This window comes from Leptolyngbya subtilissima AS-A7 (assembly GCF_039962255.1).
Taxonomy (GTDB): domain Bacteria; phylum Cyanobacteriota; class Cyanobacteriia; order Phormidesmidales; family Phormidesmidaceae; genus Nodosilinea.
Window position 1 is genome coordinate 82,628 of sequence record NZ_JAMPKY010000010.1, and the last position, 15,788, is coordinate 98,415.

The 15,788-nt window shown below is 52.9% G+C and carries 15 protein-coding genes and 1 pseudogene; 6 read left to right on the forward strand and 10 right to left on the reverse strand.

What is annotated here, in order from left to right; translation table 11 throughout:
* Positions 1 to 11: 11 nt before the first annotated feature.
* The 5 genes from NC979_RS20325 to NC979_RS20345 form a co-directional block, all read right to left on the reverse strand.
* Positions 12 to 437 (reverse strand): DUF6335 family protein, encoded by a 426-nt coding sequence (locus NC979_RS20325; protein WP_348253805.1) that lies wholly within the window; start codon positions 435 to 437, stop codon positions 12 to 14.
* A gap of 208 nt (positions 438 to 645) precedes the next feature.
* Positions 646 to 1,545, reverse strand: a complete 900-nt coding sequence (locus NC979_RS20330) for a YihY/virulence factor BrkB family protein (RefSeq protein WP_190521117.1) — start codon at positions 1,543 to 1,545, stop codon at positions 646 to 648.
* A gap of 276 nt (positions 1,546 to 1,821) precedes the next feature.
* Entirely contained in the window at positions 1,822 to 2,013 is a 192-nt protein-coding gene (locus NC979_RS20335) for a hypothetical protein (RefSeq protein WP_190521119.1), read from the reverse strand.
* 420 nt (positions 2,014 to 2,433) lie between these two features.
* The gene (locus NC979_RS20340; RefSeq protein WP_190521423.1) at positions 2,434 to 2,892 is read right to left on the reverse strand and encodes a TspO/MBR family protein; all 459 of its coding nucleotides are present in this window, start codon (positions 2,890 to 2,892) and stop codon (positions 2,434 to 2,436) included.
* Between the two features lie 97 nt (positions 2,893 to 2,989).
* Positions 2,990 to 3,373: a nuclear transport factor 2 family protein gene (locus tag NC979_RS20345; RefSeq protein WP_190521120.1), complete on the reverse strand. Its 384-nt coding sequence runs from the start codon at positions 3,371 to 3,373 to the stop codon at positions 2,990 to 2,992.
* A 198-nt stretch (positions 3,374 to 3,571) separates the two neighbouring features.
* Between NC979_RS20345 and NC979_RS25420 the strand changes: the two are divergent.
* A pseudogene (locus tag NC979_RS25420) lies at positions 3,572 to 3,772 on the forward strand (S-layer homology domain-containing protein); the annotation flags it as partial.
* 18 nt (positions 3,773 to 3,790) lie between these two features.
* Entirely contained in the window at positions 3,791 to 5,200 is a 1,410-nt protein-coding gene (locus tag NC979_RS20350; protein WP_242024095.1) for a WG repeat-containing protein, read from the forward strand.
* 125 nt (positions 5,201 to 5,325) lie between these two features.
* On the opposite strand, the gene NC979_RS20355 is transcribed toward NC979_RS20350, so the two are convergent.
* From NC979_RS20355 to NC979_RS20365, 3 genes are all read right to left on the reverse strand, one after another.
* On the reverse strand, positions 5,326 to 6,123 hold the full coding sequence (locus NC979_RS20355; protein WP_190521124.1) for an MOSC domain-containing protein: 798 nt from the start codon (positions 6,121 to 6,123) through the stop codon (positions 5,326 to 5,328).
* A gap of 215 nt (positions 6,124 to 6,338) precedes the next feature.
* The gene (locus tag NC979_RS20360; protein ID WP_190521127.1) at positions 6,339 to 7,463 is read right to left on the reverse strand and encodes a WG repeat-containing protein; all 1,125 of its coding nucleotides are present in this window, start codon (positions 7,461 to 7,463) and stop codon (positions 6,339 to 6,341) included.
* A 221-nt stretch (positions 7,464 to 7,684) separates the two neighbouring features.
* Positions 7,685 to 8,683: an alpha/beta fold hydrolase gene (locus NC979_RS20365; RefSeq protein WP_190521129.1), complete on the reverse strand. Its 999-nt coding sequence runs from the start codon at positions 8,681 to 8,683 to the stop codon at positions 7,685 to 7,687.
* Between the two features lie 173 nt (positions 8,684 to 8,856).
* Here NC979_RS20365 and NC979_RS20370 point away from each other — a divergent pair, with 173 nt between their 5' ends.
* The 3 genes from NC979_RS20370 to NC979_RS20380 all read left to right on the forward strand — a co-directional run bounded on the left by NC979_RS20370 (position 8,857) and on the right by NC979_RS20380 (position 11,687).
* Positions 8,857 to 9,138, forward strand: a complete 282-nt coding sequence (locus tag NC979_RS20370; RefSeq protein WP_190521131.1) for a hypothetical protein — start codon at positions 8,857 to 8,859, stop codon at positions 9,136 to 9,138.
* A 1,047-nt stretch (positions 9,139 to 10,185) separates the two neighbouring features.
* On the forward strand, positions 10,186 to 10,911 hold the full coding sequence (locus tag NC979_RS20375; RefSeq protein WP_199308920.1) for a sterol desaturase family protein: 726 nt from the start codon (positions 10,186 to 10,188) through the stop codon (positions 10,909 to 10,911).
* A 62-nt stretch (positions 10,912 to 10,973) separates the two neighbouring features.
* The gene (locus NC979_RS20380) at positions 10,974 to 11,687 is read left to right on the forward strand and encodes a fatty acid desaturase (protein ID WP_190521134.1); all 714 of its coding nucleotides are present in this window, start codon (positions 10,974 to 10,976) and stop codon (positions 11,685 to 11,687) included.
* Positions 11,688 to 11,847: 160 nt separating this feature from the next.
* On the opposite strand, the gene NC979_RS20385 is transcribed toward NC979_RS20380, so the two are convergent.
* Together NC979_RS20385 and NC979_RS20390 are read right to left on the reverse strand one after the other, a co-directional pair.
* Entirely contained in the window at positions 11,848 to 13,767 is a 1,920-nt protein-coding gene (locus NC979_RS20385; protein WP_190521135.1) for a GUN4 domain-containing protein, read from the reverse strand.
* A complete protein-coding gene (locus tag NC979_RS20390; RefSeq protein ID WP_190521136.1) occupies positions 13,764 to 14,423 on the reverse strand; it encodes a hypothetical protein in 660 nt (219 codons plus the stop codon). The genes NC979_RS20385 and NC979_RS20390 overlap by 4 nt, the downstream gene beginning before the upstream one ends.
* A 389-nt stretch (positions 14,424 to 14,812) precedes the next feature.
* On the opposite strand from NC979_RS20390, the gene NC979_RS20395 reads away from it, so the two are divergent.
* Entirely contained in the window at positions 14,813 to 15,712 is a 900-nt protein-coding gene (locus NC979_RS20395; RefSeq protein WP_190521137.1) for a cation diffusion facilitator family transporter, read from the forward strand.
* The last annotated feature ends 76 nt before the right edge of the window (positions 15,713 to 15,788 follow it).

Sequence of the window (15,788 nt, forward strand, 5' to 3'; positions counted from 1 at the left end):
AGCTGTGACAATTAATACTCAGGACCCTTGGAATCCAGATCGAGTTCAAATCGCTGGTCATCCCGACGATTCATTTCGTTGAGGACTCCAACGGGGTGCTCGGGCTTAGTGCTAATGCCTACGGCGTCAGCGAGAGCATCAACATCATTTTGCTCGGGGGTTGGCGTGGTGCCACCCACGGCCTCTTCACCGACCGTTTCAGCTCGCTCTGCAACTGCATCGGGGTCGCCTCCGGTCAGAGGGCTATTCGTTTCCAGAGCGCTCTCAGCTGTCACCTCAGCTCCAAGGTGCTCGCTGTCATCGCTTTGCCCAACGCGAGCCTCTTCAACCTCGGCCTGACTAGGCGGTAGGTGAATTACGGGTTCGTTAGACGGTGGTGGCGCTGCATCTATTTCATGGGGAAGCTTTTCAGCGAGATCAGATTGTTGTGAGTTCATTGAATTATCGTTAGCCATAATTTAAGGCCGCATCATACCGTTTGGACTGCAGCAGATGGTTGACATCAAAGCAAAAACGCTTGTAGTCAACCATCTGGTGCTACTACTGCTATTAACCTTGAGGAATTGATCCAGCGTAACAATCTTGTCAGCGGCAATTGATCATCCTATGGATGGATTTTAGGGCCTTGAGTATCTTCAACAGGAGTCAGGACTCTTCGGGCAGTGGCTTTTGCTGAACGGCATATTTATTAGGCCTAATTTGTGAGCCAAAGCGGCGGCTGTAGACCTGGGTAAGTTCTGCCCCGTAGAACAAAATTTGGGCTGAATAAAACACCCAAACCAGCAAAATTATTACGGAGCCTGCCGCCCCATAGGATGAGCCAAAACTGCTGTTGCCTAAGTAGAGACCAATTAGATATTTCCCTACCGAAAATAAAATAGCAGTAGCAGCAGCCCCAAACCAAACATCATGCCAAGCGATAATTGCGTCGGGCAAATACTTGAACATCATGGCAAAGAGCAGAGTGGTCAGGCCAAAGGCAAGCAGGAAATTGAAGAGCTGAACCAGGCTGTCTAAACCCGGCATGAGCGTGTTGAGGTAGCCTGAAAACCCAGAGATCGCCGAACTAGCAATCAGCGACACTAGTAGCAGGAAGCCAATGACGATCACCATCCCTAGCGACAACAAGCGTTTACGAAGCTGGTCGATCAGGCCAATGCCAGGTCGAGCTTCCAAATTCCAAATTGTGTTAAGCGACAGTTGTAGTTGAGACAGTACCCCCGTAGCGCCTACTATCAGGAGCACAACGCTTATGGCTGAGGCTAGCCAGCCAGAGCTTTCCCCAGGGCGATTAGCGTTGTCGAGCACGGTGCGCACAAAGTCAGCGCTGGCTCCACCCATCAGAGATTCGACCTGACCCATGAGCTGGTCACGCACAGCACCATTATCAAAAAATAGACTGGCGATCGCGATCGCTAAAATCAGCAGAGGCGCTAGAGAAAATAGAGTGTAGTAGGCCAACGCAGCGGCCAACTGCGAAGCTTGGTCTTGGTTCCACTCCTGAAAAGCCTCCTTGAGTAGTCGCCAAACCTGTTTTGGACTCATTGTCAGCACTCTAATTTCTAATTGCGTTATGATACAAAAATGTCAGATTAGTTAGCTCACCTTCTGACATTTAATTTCGGTCATTTAAGCAGTAGAACTAGATTGTTGTACTGCTCATTCTTCTATACAAAGAGAGCGATGAAGTTGCTCTCAATTAACTCATAAATTTTTGGGCAGCAGGTTGAATAAACGAATGGCAATCTAACCCAAACTAAGTCTTACTTAGTTCTGCCAACGCGCACCCAACCTGTGTGATAACTAAGAGGGTAGAAGCCTTTAGTCGTTGCCTTCGCCGCCTTCGCCACCTTCGCCCTCTTCAGTTTCTTCTTCCTCACCTTCGAGAGACTCAGTCCCGTTCGGCTCTGTTTCTAGCTGCTCTTCGCCTTCTGTATTTCCGCCAGCATCACAGGCAACGGTTAAGGAAGAAAGTCCAAGCACCAACGGTAAAACCATCCAGCTTGCTTTCATGATATTTCTCTATAAAATAACTAGACTAGTTTAGGGTTTTAAGCAGGAGATTGGTCTCTGTCCTGAGACATAACTTCTATAATCTAAATGTATAAGTTTCAGCTAAGATGGCTGACAAATAAAATGGAGAACAAACTTTTGGTGCTCAAGTTGTTTTAGTTTGAGTTCAAATAAATTTGAAGGCAAGCTCTAAATAATTGACAGATTCTACTGAGCTTTTCAGATTCAGATACGAGATGGAATGCTGAGGTTCTTAGCGGCGATCGCACTACTATTTAACACAACCAAAAACAACAAATTGCTATAGGCGATCGCCAACTTTCCTAGTACATCATCAACCCTAAAGACTAGGGTTCTTATGAGTTAGGGGCAGTAAAACGGACTCCAACTTACACATTTAAGTTGGACAGACCACCAAATTTATTGGCCCGGATTCAGCTTTGTCATCTGCCAGGTAATCAGCGTTCCTACCGGGCTCCATAGCAGGAAGGGGAGCAACAAGAGAAAGGCTTTGCCGTCTACCTGCGCGACTAACAAGGCCAGCACTAACCCAAACACAAATCCCGCTCCCCCGATCGCCGTGCCCACTCGCAAATTCTGCAAGTTGCACATGACCGGGTTATAGCTCACAATCAGCAGCTCCAGCACGATGTACCCAGCCATAAACCACCAGCTCTGGGTTTGTTTCCAGACAATGTAGGCCGACCAGCCACCGCAGATAAATACCGCCATCCACACGACAGGAATGGCAAACTCAAACTTTAGCCAGTCGGGGCGACGCTGCCGCTTAAACCACTTAATGCCGCGAGGCCTAATCAGGCTGGACGCAGACGCGATCGCCGCTCCCACCACCGCAATTACTAACCAGGCTGGAAACATCATCCACCTCATAGGGTCTGACTAAACTAAACCAGACCAAAGCTGCCGCGACATCTTACCCATGGCACAACTTAAAGAATTGGGCTATGGGGGGTGATTAAGCACCAAGTTCGGACGACGGAAGTGGGCAGACTTCCATAGCTTGAATCAAGCCACGCTCAATGGTGAAACGGTGGCCAACGTGTTCGTCGGCAATCACAGCTCCGACCAAGTCGCGCACAACTTGATGCACCTCGACCAAGAGCTGCCCGGCATCCTCAGGGTGAAAGGCAACCGGCTCGACGTGTGGATTGATTTCGCTCCACTGCTCTGTCCAGTAAGCGCGAACTTCCTCAGGCCCACGGGCAAAACCGCCTTTGAACGCCTTGGGCCACACTACGTCGGAAGTCATGAGGGCGAGGGCGGCATCAATGTCGCGCGCGTTGAAGGCCGCATACGCTGCGCGTAGCAGCTCGATTTCTGGTGCAGCTTGATCTGGCATAGGAGATAGGTGGAGATGGGACAGTTAGAAGCAGGTTGATGAAACAGAGTGTTTTCGGAACGTCTCCTCTCATTTTGAGCCTGACCACAGCTACAGAGGTTGAAATAGTTTTAACAGATGAAACAATTCGGCGTTGATTATCTATTGTCTGCGGATAATTCTTAAAGCTGTATTCCATTTCATTGACCTAACTATTTAATGACTGCTCTCAAACTGCTTCGCTCCATTACCCTTTCAGCAACCGCAACTGTTACCTGGGCTCTAGCTGCTTCTAGCGCCCTTGCTTTTTCAGATACCCAGTCTCATTGGGCAGCCACCTGTATTGACCAATTAGCGGCGCAACGTCGGGTGAGTGGTTATCCCGAGGGTAGCTTTCGCCCCCAGGCAACCCTTACGCGCACTGAATTTGCTGTTCTCATGCTCAATTCGTTTGGCTATGTTGAGCCGACTCGCAGTGCTCCGACGTTTCGAGATGTGCCCTCTAGTTTCTGGGGCTATCGGGCTATTCAAGACGCCTACGCGCGCGCGTTTTTCTCGGGCTATCCGGATGGTACGTTTCGACCGACAGAAGCTATTCCCCGAGTGCAGGCGATCGCAATTTTGGCCAATGCCACCCACATGAGCAGCCCGGAAGTAGCGGAGACTGTCTTGCCGCGATATTTTGATGATGCTCAGCAGGTGCCACCCTACGCTAAAAATGCGATCGCAGCCGGAACTGTGGGGCGTTTGGTGGTGAACTATCCAAACCCGCGACAACTACAGCCCAATCGAGCTATCACTCGGGGCGAGGTGGCGGCTTTGATCTGTCAGTCCCTCAACCTCGCTCGGACGGTGCCTGTGCAGTATGTGGCAGGCGATCGCACGGTGTTTACGATTCCTCCTGAAATGGGAGGGTTTGATCGCTTTTCAGAGGGGCTAGTGTCCTTCTTAGTCAATGGGAAAGTTGGCTATATGAATCAACAGGGGGCAACTGTAATTGCGCCGCAGTTCGATGAGGGGGGGACGTTTTCAGACGGGTTAGCGGCTGTGCGGGTAGGAACTCAGTGGGGCTTTATCGATCGCACGGGAGCCTACGTCATTCCCCTGCAATTTACGACTCGCCCTGACGACTTCTCTGATGGCATGGCCGCCATTCGCACTGCGAGTGGGCTAACTGGATTCATTGACAAAACGGGGGCGATCGCAATTCAGCCTCAGCCCTATTACGCGACCTCTTTTACGGAAGGGCTAGCGGCGATCTCAGTGAATGGTCAATCTGGCTTTATGGACAAAACCGGGGCGATCGTGATTCAGCCTCAGTTTGAGCAAGTCAGAGCATTTTCAGATGGGTTGGCTGCTGTGAAAGTGCGCCCTTCTCCTACGGCTGGTGCGTTGTGGGGCTATATCGATCGCACCGGGGCTTTTGTGATCGAGCCTCGGTATTACGATGCCGAGCCTTTTTCTGAGGGATTGGCTGCCGTTCTTGGCCTCAATGGTGACGGACGAACCTGGGGCTACATTAACCGCGCCGGTGAAACTGCAATTCAGCCTCAATTCTTTGCCCATTCAGAGTATCAAGGCCCGGTGACGACGCCCTTTTCGGGGGGCATTGCCATGGTGCGTCGGGGCGAACAGGCTGGATTTATTGACCGCACGGGGCGATATGCGATCGCAACTCAGTTTGTAGATGCTGATCGGGTCTCGAATGGCATGGCTCGGGTCAATGTGGGTGGCACCTGGACACGAGTGCAGACGGGCTGTACTCAAAGTGACGGCTGCTCTTATTCCAGCCAGCTTCGAGGTGGCAAGTGGGGCTACATTCAAATGCCGCGCACTGCCAATCCATAAGCAAAGTACCTGTGGGGTGGGCACTGCCCCCCCTACTTTTACTAATGTGCCACTCAACTTACAGTACTGCCTTAGCTTTGAGTAGGTTAAATGCTGCCAGCAGAAAACGCAGCCGACAACTGAGATCAATCTGCTTCCAATTCAATAAAATCGCCTTTTTTCAGTACTCCCTCAACTAAAACCGCACAGTAAATTCCAGCAAAACTGCCGTTTGCTTGGACAACTTTCTGTGAAACTTCTGGGTTGTGTTCACCTGTATCTGGATCGAGCGAAATCATCCTACAACGTGGGTCACGCTCAAGCACCATGACCGTCGCGGTCGAACCAATCCGTAGACGGCGACCGACAAGGTTATCTTCAGGAAATCCAACCACGTCTGACGAAAAATTGAAGTAGACGTTTGCTCGAAAACGCCGCTTATCAACTGGGATTGAGCATTCTGATTCAATTTGTCGAATCGTGGATAAGCTGATTAACGAAATCGGGCGACAATCGGTTAAAGCCCGGTCTGAACGCACAAGTTTTAGTTGGGTCTTCGCGTCGAGTCCTTCACCCAGTAGTTGAATCAGTTCTGGGTCCTCGACAGAAATAATTTTGCCTGCCGGAGTGACAACATCTAAAAGCATGTCTTCTGGGTCACTGTTAGCAGGTGTCACACCAGGTGCTATACTCGCGGCTTCAATTAAGTTTGGCGGTTTTGAGGCTCGTTCTGGGTAGCGATATTGCGGCTGATATTGCAACATTTGTTGCTGCACATTCGCGTTCAAATAAGGAAAGCCTTTGCGAGCAGCGGAACTTTTGACGGCGTAGCAGCGATCGCCATAAATACCAGAAAACCCCATAAAGATTTCGGGCATTTCTACGCCGCGCATGCTTTTAACTGGGTAGCACCACAGGCTTTCGACGGTTCCGATAGTTGTCATATCAAAACTGAAAATCTCATTTTAGCGAGCTACTGCTAATTGGTTCAGGTTATAGGCTCGAGAAGGAGAACTATGTCGCAGTTTCGCCCCCCCGCCCCCAATTCTGAGGAGATTTAAAGCCCCCAAGGTTGGGGGTTTGGGGCCAAAGCTCATACAGGCAATATTCTTTTTCAATAAGGAAACAGCCTTGGGTGTTGGGGTAGACGGGTTTCTCCTTAGCGGTAGATAAAGTCGCAGCGATCGCCCCCAAAACAGACGCGGGCAAACCCGTCGGAAAAGGAATAGGCATCATCATATACAGGACGAATTGCCCAGCGGCCTTGGCGATCGATGAATCCCCAATGACCTCCAAACCCCTGCTCATTCTCATCTACTCGTACCGCTGCTAGCCCCAGCCGAAACTCTGACGCACCATCGAATCGCGGTTTGATGATCCATTTCCCAGTTTTATCGATGTAGCCAGATTTTTCGGATTCTACAACTGCAATGCCGTCGGAAAAGGCCATTGTGCGAGCGGGGCGAGGAGCAATACGCCAGGCTCCTGTGGTGTCGATGTAGCCTCCGCCTTCATGGGTGGCAACAGCCGCTAACCCTTCGGAGAATGCGCTTGCTGATTGGTATTTAGGCGGAATCACCCAATTTCCAGTTAGGTCGAGAAAGCCCCAATACTCACCGTCCTGCGCTGCGGCTAGGCCTTCATGAAATGGGTATAAGTCTGTAAATTTGGGGGAGACGATCCATTGCCCGGCGCGATCGATGATGCCCCAGCGATCGCCTACCCGCACCGCCGCCCGGTCATCTACAAAACCATCTGCTGCATCGAACTGAGGTGGAATCACCCACCGCCCATCTCGGTTGATGTAGCCCCAGCGATCGTTTTGGTACACTGAGGCCATACCCTGCTGAAACTGGTAGTCGGCGACGAACTTTATGGTTTGTGGCCCTGGCAACGGCGTTCGCTGGAACTGGGGTTTAATCACCATCTCACCGGACGGATTGATAAACCCATACAGCCCATTTTTCATGACCGCTGCCAAGCCTTCTGAAAAGTCTTGAGCTAACTCAAATTCAGCAGGGATTACCAGTTTCCCTTCGCGATTAATGTAGCCATAGCCCTGATTGAATACCGGCGCGACTAGGGCTAACCCTTCGTGAAAGCTATTGACGTCATCAAACCAGCGACCGATTAGTAGTTGCCCCGTCTGTGGCGTGATGTCTCTGGAGCGAACGGGATAGCGATCGCATCCCCCAGTCCCCAACATCACGCACCCCAACAGAACTATGCACCACAGGCTCAACCTCAACCGCCTAATCCACCGCCGCTCATGTTTCACAGCCATGCCACACCATCCACTCCAGAATCTAGAATCCAAAATTCAAAGGGGTTTAGGGGAGATTGGCGGTAGCCTTCTGAGTGCTTACGGACTCATTGCCCCCTTGTAAGGTGAGTGTCAGATACTGATGCATCGAGGTGAAACCAGCTAACGATGTCCATCACCCGCCGCAGGTGACCTCGAGCGCCTATAAGCGATCTTTAAACGGTTGGTGTGCATAGGTATTGTCATGGGACACCATTGCAACGCACTTTTTCAACAACTTGACGAATTGCATCAATAACGAATTGTGGTTTATCGAGGTGGATTGCGTGCCCGCTTTCATGGGCAACAATGTGAACGCCTTGGGGTGACTGGTTGGCTAAATCTGCATGTAATGTTTGCAGCTTCTCAACTACCTCTTTAGTTATGTCAAAATCTGGTTTTCCAGCCGACAAAACAACGAGAGGAATATCAGGAAACAACTTTGTCTGGCGAACCTGTTCGACTTGATGCATGCTGACTGATACCGCCGCCGATTCCTGAGCAAAGGTTTTCCCAAACTGCGTTTGAGAATAGAGTGCTTTAGCTAGAGAGCGAATTGAAGGTGGAAACTTTTGGAATAAACCAGCTGCCATGGGCAAAGAATCAAAAGTGACCAGCAAACGAAGCAGACCAGTACGTCCCATAATTGGCACTACGTAGGTCAACAGTCCTTCGAGCCGCTTGTTTAATTCCACCCATTCGACGGGTGTGTCCTCATACATTCGCTCATGAGCAACATCTACTAAAACCATCCCAGCCACTTCTTCAGGATAGTGATAGGCAAATAAGCGGGTGAATAAACCACTTAAAGACATTCCCACTAAAATATAAGGTGGTTCAATTTCAACCTTTCTTAAAAGTTGTCGCAGCTCGTCAACAGCTTGCTCAGCGGTACGCGGTTCTGAACTGACATCGCTCCAGCCATAGCCTGCGCGATCGTAGGTCAAGATTCTCGTAAATTTAGCAACTTCAGGCTGTACTGATTGCCAATCTAGGTGAGTACCCCCGGCTCCACTATCCACAATGACTGTTGGGAGACCTTCGCCCATCATTTGATAGTGCCACTTTTTACCGTTGACTTGAACTACTTTTCCAGGTGGTGGAAATTTCCGGCGATCGCGACTTGTGGCAAGTGCTTGATAAATTGCTCCAAACCCAACTACTCCGATCACTACCCCAAGGGGTACAACAAGCCATAGCATTTAGTTGATTCCTAAGCAGATGGTGGTACACCTACGAACAGCTAACCCCGCAAATCTCTCGGGCAGATTGCAAGGCTAAGGGGATCGTACCTTAGCCACCCCAATTTGCACTTCAGCGGGTGGCTAAGGTTTTCGTGTTCTGTCTTCCTAAACCACAACTGGAGACAGAACCCATGTTTGAATACCTCGATCCCGACGCCTCTGGCGCGTCAAATTTTCCGCCTGCCCAGCCCGCGCATCCCCATCCTCGCCCCGAGCGAGTACGGCACATGCTCTACGGCAGCCTCGCCGGCATAGACCGCACCATCAAAATCCTCCATGCCCACGGCTACACCGACCCCAACGACTGGAGCGACCCCATCCCCGTGCCACCCACCAGTGACATTCTTGGCTCAGCATCCAGCGGCACCGGGATCTGGATGGCGATCGCCACCAAAACTGTGCTGATCGAATAGCATATCCTGCCAGTCCCGACGGCATAAATTTTGCCGTCGGGAGCTGCGATCGCCAAAAACAAGCACACTGCCCCCGCAACTTGGCACATTGAGCAGCCCGTTTAACGAACTAAGGCCGCTGTATAGCGTATTGAGGCCGCTGTATAACGAAGTGGCACAGCTGTATAGCTTACTAACCTCGCTGCAAAGCAAAGTGGCACAGCTGTGTAGCAAACTGGCACAGCTGTATGGCTTATTCACGTCGCTGTATAGCGAAGTGGCACAGCTGTAGGGCTGACTGACCTCGCTGCAAAGCAAAGTGGCACAGCAGTGTAATGTCTTCAGAGAACAAACTGCCGATTGCAGGCCGCAATATCTCAAATTGACCTGTCAATATAGCCCTCGCCTGCTGGCGAACTACTTGCACTAAAAATCAGATTAGATGGTTCCATGGCTATGTCTTCGTGCAAGACCGTGATGCGAGGTAGCCATGGTGGCAGGCAACATCAACAACCAAGTTTTAGCTATAAGTCAATCTCCGAGCTTCCTATTGTCTGTGGCTGCTGCACCGCGAGGGTCAAAGGCTTGCATCGCCAACGCAACTGCTAGCTACATCAGTAAATTGGAGGATATGCAGCATGAAGACTCATTGACGATCTTTCTTATAAAAACTTAAAAACCGCCCAAACGACGGGTGGTAATTTGTCTTTGGCAGGATAGGGTGATGCCAATGGGGTAGGTTGACCAACTTGCTTGAGGCATAGGTTCCTATCACCGGAAAAACCGAGGTAGCACGCTGCCGTCCTAGCGCCACCTAGGGATGTACAGCATGTCTTGACTGACCTGGCGATAGCGGCAATCACTCCTTAGGTGTGGCGAGCGATCGCCACACTCAGTAGCTGACGTGCTGCTAAGCTCGGTCTACATCGAGCAGCCCCAGCGATCTCTAAAGCGTTAATACGCACCTCGGGCGGATACCACTGCACCATCAAGGGCCTAAAAAGGAACTAAATCGACTTGAGAGAACAATCCTTTGAGTTTTACAGCATCGCCTTTTTAGGAATCATTATGTTCCGCTATTTTCTAGTGGCAGGCATCACCTACTGGGTCTTTTACTCGCCCATCAGTCGATCGTTTATCAACCCTCGGCTGCGGCATCGGGTGCCATCCTGGCCAGCGATTCGTCACGATATCAATCTTTCGGCGCTGTCGGCCCTGGTGTTTGCGTTGGCCGCTGGCTTCATTCTCTCTTCCTACGAAGACGGAGCCACTCGCCTCTACACCGACCCAAGACAATATGGACTGTGGTATTTGGGGGTTAGCTATGGTGCGGTTTTGGTTTTGCAGGACACCTATTTCTATTTCACCCACCGACTGTTTCACCACCCCAAGCTGTTTCCCTGGCTCCACCGGGGACACCACCGATCGCGCTACCCCACCCCCTGGACCTCGTTTGCCTTTGATCCCTTAGAGGCCGTTGTTCAAGCGCTCTTTTTAGTTGGCATTGTCTTTGTGTTGCCGCTGCATTTCATCACGGTGCTTGCCGTGCTCACAACGATGACGGTGTGGGCTGTGCTTAACCATTTGGGGCCAGATCGCCTACCGGCTCTGTTCCCTCACCACTGGCTAGGAGAGTGGGTGATTGGCCCCGCCCATCACTCTATTCACCACCTCAAATATGCTGTGCACTATGGGCTTTATTTCACGTTTTGGGATCGGCTGCTGGGCACCCAAGATCCGAACTATACGCAAAACCTAAGCGACTTTCGATTCGGTCGCAGCGACAGCGTCTAGCCCACAGCTCTAAGTGTTAATTACTGAACTCTATAGCCTATTTTTATAGGCCATTTCTTGTCATGGGTATTTTTGTCGCATTAGTAATTGTGGCGCTCTGGCTGAGCAGTTTAGCAGGGCTTTTGCTGGTAGATATATCCCAGCTCAACTTGCTGTGGATTGTTGCAGCCATACTGGGGCGTACTTATATTCAAACTGGGCTATTTATTGTGGCTCACGACGCCATTCACGGGGTTGTGGTGCAGGGCGATCGCCGCTTAAACCACGGCATTGGGCGACTGGCCGTCAGCCTATATGCCCCCTTGTCCTACCAAAAACTGACTATCAACCACTGGCGGCATCATCGGTATCCTGGTCAAGCTCAAGATCCCGATTTTCACGACGGCATTCACCGCAGCTTTGCCCGCTGGTATTGGAAATTTATGTCGGGCTATCTTAACGGCCGAGAAAAGATAGTCATGCTGGTAAAGCTAATTGCCATCGGTCTAACGTTGATTATTGGATTTCAAACTTCTGTCAGCAACCTGGGCTTGTTTTGGCTTTTGCCCATCGTCCTAAGCTCGATGCAGCTGTTTTTGTTTGGCACCTACTTGCCGCACCGAGCGGGGCAAGCCAATTCCCACTATGCGACTAGCAGCAACTATCCGCTCGTGCTGTCGCTGTTGACTTGTTACTACTTCGGCTACCACTGGGAGCACCACGAATATCCCCATCTGCCCTGGTACCACCTGCCCTCAGCCCGCCAGTTCAATCTTGAAACTGGAGTAACGCACTAGCCTACAACCATTGCGATCGAGGTCTTACATCAAATCCCGAATGAATACCCACAATTTGTAGGGGCGTAGCATGCTACGCCCCTACGGGGTTCCTGGCTATGAACCAGGGTTTACCAAATTGGATTTCGGATTAACCCTCGATCGCAACGGCTACCGTGGTCTACTGCACCAGGCCACGGTAGGGATGCCAGAGCTGTACCCGCTGACCCTGGGCCATCAAAAACTGACCATTGGGGCTGAACTGAAACTGGCCCACGTCGTGGAGTTGCGCGAGCGATCGCCCAGTCGCCACCGACCACAGGGTAATGCCCTGGCCAGGAATGGGCTCGCTCTGCACCAGGGGCAACAGCAGAGTGCTGGTGGCCAAGGTCTGTCCGTCGGGGCTAAAGGCCACTTCGCCCAGGTTGACAGGCTGAATGGGGTGCCCCACGCTTTGGTTAAGCATGAGGGTGTGAACCGTCTCATAGGTTTGCCGGTTCCACAGGCGAGCCGTTTTGCCGTCGCTGGTGGCCAAACGCTGGGAGTCTGGGCTAAAGGCCAGGTGTCGTACTGGCTCGGTGTGCCCGGTGAGGGTAATTTGGCGCGCACCGGTGGTGGCGTTCCAGAGCTTGACGCTGTTGTCGCGATCGCCCGTGGCCAGAACTTGCCCATCAGGACTAAAGGCCAGAGGCAGCAGGGGGTATCGGTTTGTGGCCCGGTTCACCAGGGTACGCACCTGTTGCCCAGTGGTGGTATCCCAAAGCTGGAGGGTGTTTTGGTCAGTCGCTGTGGCCAACCGCTGACCGTTGGGGCTAAACCGCAGGGTGTGCACCATACCATCAACGGCATTCATCGATATCGTCCGCAACAGCTGCCCGGTTTGCAGGTTCCACAGTTTTAGGGTCTGGTCAGCGCTGGCGCTGGCCAAAGTTTTGCCGTCAGGGCTGATGGCGATCGCCCGCACCGCGTACCGATGCCCCTGAAATGTACGAACCGGCTCGCCGGTCGTCGCAGACCAGAGCCGAACCACACCGTAGGACATGCCCGCCGCGATAAACTGGCTGTCGGGGGTAAACGCCACGGCATTGGCCACATCCCCAACGATGCGAGTTCTTTGGCCCGCAGGCTCCTGCGGTGGATTTCCCTGGGCGGAAGCCTCTAGGGCGGGCCCCCGGTGCAGCGTAATGATGCGGTTGCCGCGCTCGGCGTTCCACAGGGCCAGGGCACTTTCTCCCCGGGCGCACGATCGCTCGTAGCTGTAGCTGCCGATGGCAATCACCGCCCCGTTGGAGCTAATGGCTGAAGACGCGGTGTAAATCGGGCAGGGGGAATCGGGGTAGAGGGATTTTAGATCGATGCTGCTTGCTAATTGGGGCTGCTGCCAAGAGCCGATCGCCGGCACGGGCAGATCTAGCGCTGTATCGACCCAGTTAAACAACACCGGCAGATGCTGGTTGAACCGTTCGCCCTGGAGGTACATGGCGTCGATGGTGCAGCTGCCACAGCTTTCGACCGACAAAATTTTGCTGATCTGCTCCCAGCTCACCCCGGCCCAAGGCAGGTGGCCCACAGGTGCATCCAGGGATGGGTTAATTTCTAGCTCGGTCAGCCATTCTCCAGCAATGAAAGTGGGGTCTTCCATGCCGGGTGGGCGCGTCCAGCCGACGCGATCGCCAAAGGCCTTGGCCGCCACTGCCGAATCTACTGGGTTTGCGGCTCTCACCTCAGCCCAAATTTTCTGCTGCACGCTAAAGCCAAACCGACCGTTGCTGGCCTCAACCCAGAGCCGGTCGAGGGTTTGCAGCACCTCTGGAGGAATGTTGGTCGCCAGCGGTCGGCTCAAGATATCGCCCCCCGGATGAATCCAGGAGTCTAAAATACGGCGGGTTTCGGCATCGGCGGCGGGCCAGTCTTGGGCGGCCAGGTGCGATCGCAGTGTCTCCACATCCACCGCTTGGGCCTGGGCCCAGTTGGTTTGCTGTGCGGTTGGGTCGACCTGAGCTTGAATAGGATTCACCGGCCAGCTCAATGTCGTTGCCAGCACCAGACCCAGGGCCAGATGGGCCAGCCGTTTTAGTCGCTTCATATTGCCTCGCATCATAGTCTTAGTCCCTGGATGATGGTGTTGAGGTGGGGTAAAAACGTTTCAAATAACCCTTCGTCAGAGAACGAGCCGCTGGGGTCGCCGCTAATTACCCCGGTGGCAAACACATAGAGCATGGTGCCGTCGGTGGTCACATAGCCAAGGCCGCGATCAAACAACGCCCCGTTGGGATGCTCGATGGTGTAGCTGTAGCGGAGGCCGGGCCGGGTGCCCACGGAGATGGCTACCGGCGTTTCTCCAACAAACTTGAGGGCGGGGTCAGCGATCTGCCGGTCTTCTTCGATGGTGCGGTAGTGGTCGCTCACCCAGGCCTGAAGAAAATCAAGTTCTGACCCTTCAGGCAGCGGTAAGCCGCCCTGCATGGGCACCTCACTGATCGGATGGCTAAAGCGTTCTACCGTGCCAATCAGTTCACCGTCGGCCTCAACGCACAGCAGCACAGCGTTGACGCAGGGCTCAACCTGCCAGTCTGGGGGAGCAGAAACTGGTCCCAAAAGGTCGGCCCAACTGGATGAAGTGGCCGGGTCGGTTTGAGAAGCCGGCGTTTCGGGCGGCGTTGGTGGGGTTGACGGGGGGCTTGCGGAACAGGCCAGTAGAACCGTAGTAAGTAAACTGATGCCGACTAAAGTCGGAAAGCGCGTCGGGATTTTCATAGGTCATAGAGTGAGAAAGACGTTGCGCCCCATCGGGTGGTGGCAGGGTCAACGCTGGGGGCAGAGTAGGCAGTAAGGTGAACATTGGTAGGGCGATCGCATGCTTCTTAGAGCCGCAGCATCGCTCTAGATCCTTCAGCTGCCAGCGGAATGATTTCGCATGGCAAGCCAGAAATTTCTTAGGTTCAGCTCCTATTTTCTCCAGGGGCTAAGGGGTTGTTGGGGCGGTTACCGGAACTGAAACGCGAGGGTGAGGTAGCCATGGGCTTAACTCCTCAACTCGGAGCGATCGCCCTAGCCCAGCAAAAACAACCGGAGCCGTTTACCGAGGGACAACTGGCCGTAGACTAGCGAAAGGGTTAGCCTCTCTACTGCCTTTTGGACTGACCATGGGCGATCGCTCAGCTCGGTTTTACACCCTGCTCTCCATCGGAGCCGCTGTTTTAACTATCCTGCTTAAAACAACGGCCTATTTGCTGACTGGTTCGGTCGGGCTTCTGTCGGATGCGGCTGAGTCGGTGGTGAATCTGGTGGCCGCGATCGTTGCCACCTGGGCCGTGACCTTTGCTGCTAAACCGGCTGACGAAGACCATGCTTTTGGCCATTACAAGGCAGAATATTTCTCGAGCGGTGCCGAAAGTGTCCTAATTTTGATAGCTGCTGGCAGCATTGCCTTTGCCGCCTGGGGTCGCCTGTTTGACCCACAACCTATAGAGCAGGTTGGCCTTGGCCTCGTTCTCTCGCTGGTGGCGACCGTCATCAATGGGGCTTTGGCCATTATTATGCTGCGGGCCAGTCGGCGGTTGCGTTCCATTACCCTGCGGGCAGATGCGCATCATCTGCTGACCGACGTCTGGACCTCGGTGGGGGTGGGGGCGGGGGTGATTCTAATTCCCCTGACGGGCTGGCTGATTCTCGATCCGATTATTGCCCTGGGAGTGGCGGCAAACATTGTGTGGGCCGGGCTCAAGCTGATGCGCGAAACCGGGTTAGGCCTTCTAGATACGGGGTTGCCCAAGGCAGAACGTCAGATTGTCACCCAGGCGTTGCAGCCATTTGAGGCCCAGGGTATTCAGTTTCATGCCCTCAGAACTCGGGTGGCAGGTGCTCGGCGGTTTGTTTCGCTGCATGTGCTGGTGCCGGGGGCCTGGACGGTTAAGCAAGGGCACGACCTCTGTGAAGATATTGAGGCGGCGATCGCGCGATCGCTACCCGGCACCTTTGTTTTCACCCATTTAGAACCCTTAGAGGATCCGGCTTCCTGGGCTGATCAGGCTCTGGAGCGCTAGACCAAGGCCTACGGTTTTCCGAAGCGTAAATTTGATGGTATTGCCCAACAGACTCATCAATACCTAGCACAGTTTG

Excerpts from the sequence above, each read along its gene's own strand:
- NC979_RS20325 (WP_348253805.1), bottom strand. The coding sequence starts at position 437 with ATGAACTCACAACAATCTGATCTCGCTGAAAAGCTTCCCCATGAAATA.
- NC979_RS20330 (WP_190521117.1), bottom strand. The coding sequence starts at position 1,545 with ATGAGTCCAAAACAGGTTTGGCGACTACTCAAGGAGGCTTTTCAGGAG.
- NC979_RS20335 (WP_190521119.1), bottom strand. The coding sequence starts at position 2,013 with ATGAAAGCAAGCTGGATGGTTTTACCGTTGGTGCTTGGACTTTCTTCC.
- NC979_RS20340 (WP_190521423.1), bottom strand. The coding sequence starts at position 2,892 with ATGTTTCCAGCCTGGTTAGTAATTGCGGTGGTGGGAGCGGCGATCGCG.
- NC979_RS20345 (WP_190521120.1), bottom strand. The coding sequence starts at position 3,373 with ATGCCAGATCAAGCTGCACCAGAAATCGAGCTGCTACGCGCAGCGTAT.
- NC979_RS20350 (WP_242024095.1), top strand. The coding sequence starts at position 3,791 with ATGCTCAATTCGTTTGGCTATGTTGAGCCGACTCGCAGTGCTCCGACG.
- NC979_RS20355 (WP_190521124.1), bottom strand. The coding sequence starts at position 6,123 with ATGACAACTATCGGAACCGTCGAAAGCCTGTGGTGCTACCCAGTTAAA.
- NC979_RS20360 (WP_190521127.1), bottom strand. The coding sequence starts at position 7,463 with ATGGCTGTGAAACATGAGCGGCGGTGGATTAGGCGGTTGAGGTTGAGC.
- NC979_RS20365 (WP_190521129.1), bottom strand. The coding sequence starts at position 8,683 with ATGCTATGGCTTGTTGTACCCCTTGGGGTAGTGATCGGAGTAGTTGGG.
- NC979_RS20370 (WP_190521131.1), top strand. The coding sequence starts at position 8,857 with ATGTTTGAATACCTCGATCCCGACGCCTCTGGCGCGTCAAATTTTCCG.
- NC979_RS20375 (WP_199308920.1), top strand. The coding sequence starts at position 10,186 with ATGTTCCGCTATTTTCTAGTGGCAGGCATCACCTACTGGGTCTTTTAC.
- NC979_RS20380 (WP_190521134.1), top strand. The coding sequence starts at position 10,974 with ATGGGTATTTTTGTCGCATTAGTAATTGTGGCGCTCTGGCTGAGCAGT.
- NC979_RS20385 (WP_190521135.1), bottom strand. The coding sequence starts at position 13,767 with ATGATGCGAGGCAATATGAAGCGACTAAAACGGCTGGCCCATCTGGCC.
- NC979_RS20390 (WP_190521136.1), bottom strand. The coding sequence starts at position 14,423 with ATGAAAATCCCGACGCGCTTTCCGACTTTAGTCGGCATCAGTTTACTT.
- NC979_RS20395 (WP_190521137.1), top strand. The coding sequence starts at position 14,813 with ATGGGCGATCGCTCAGCTCGGTTTTACACCCTGCTCTCCATCGGAGCC.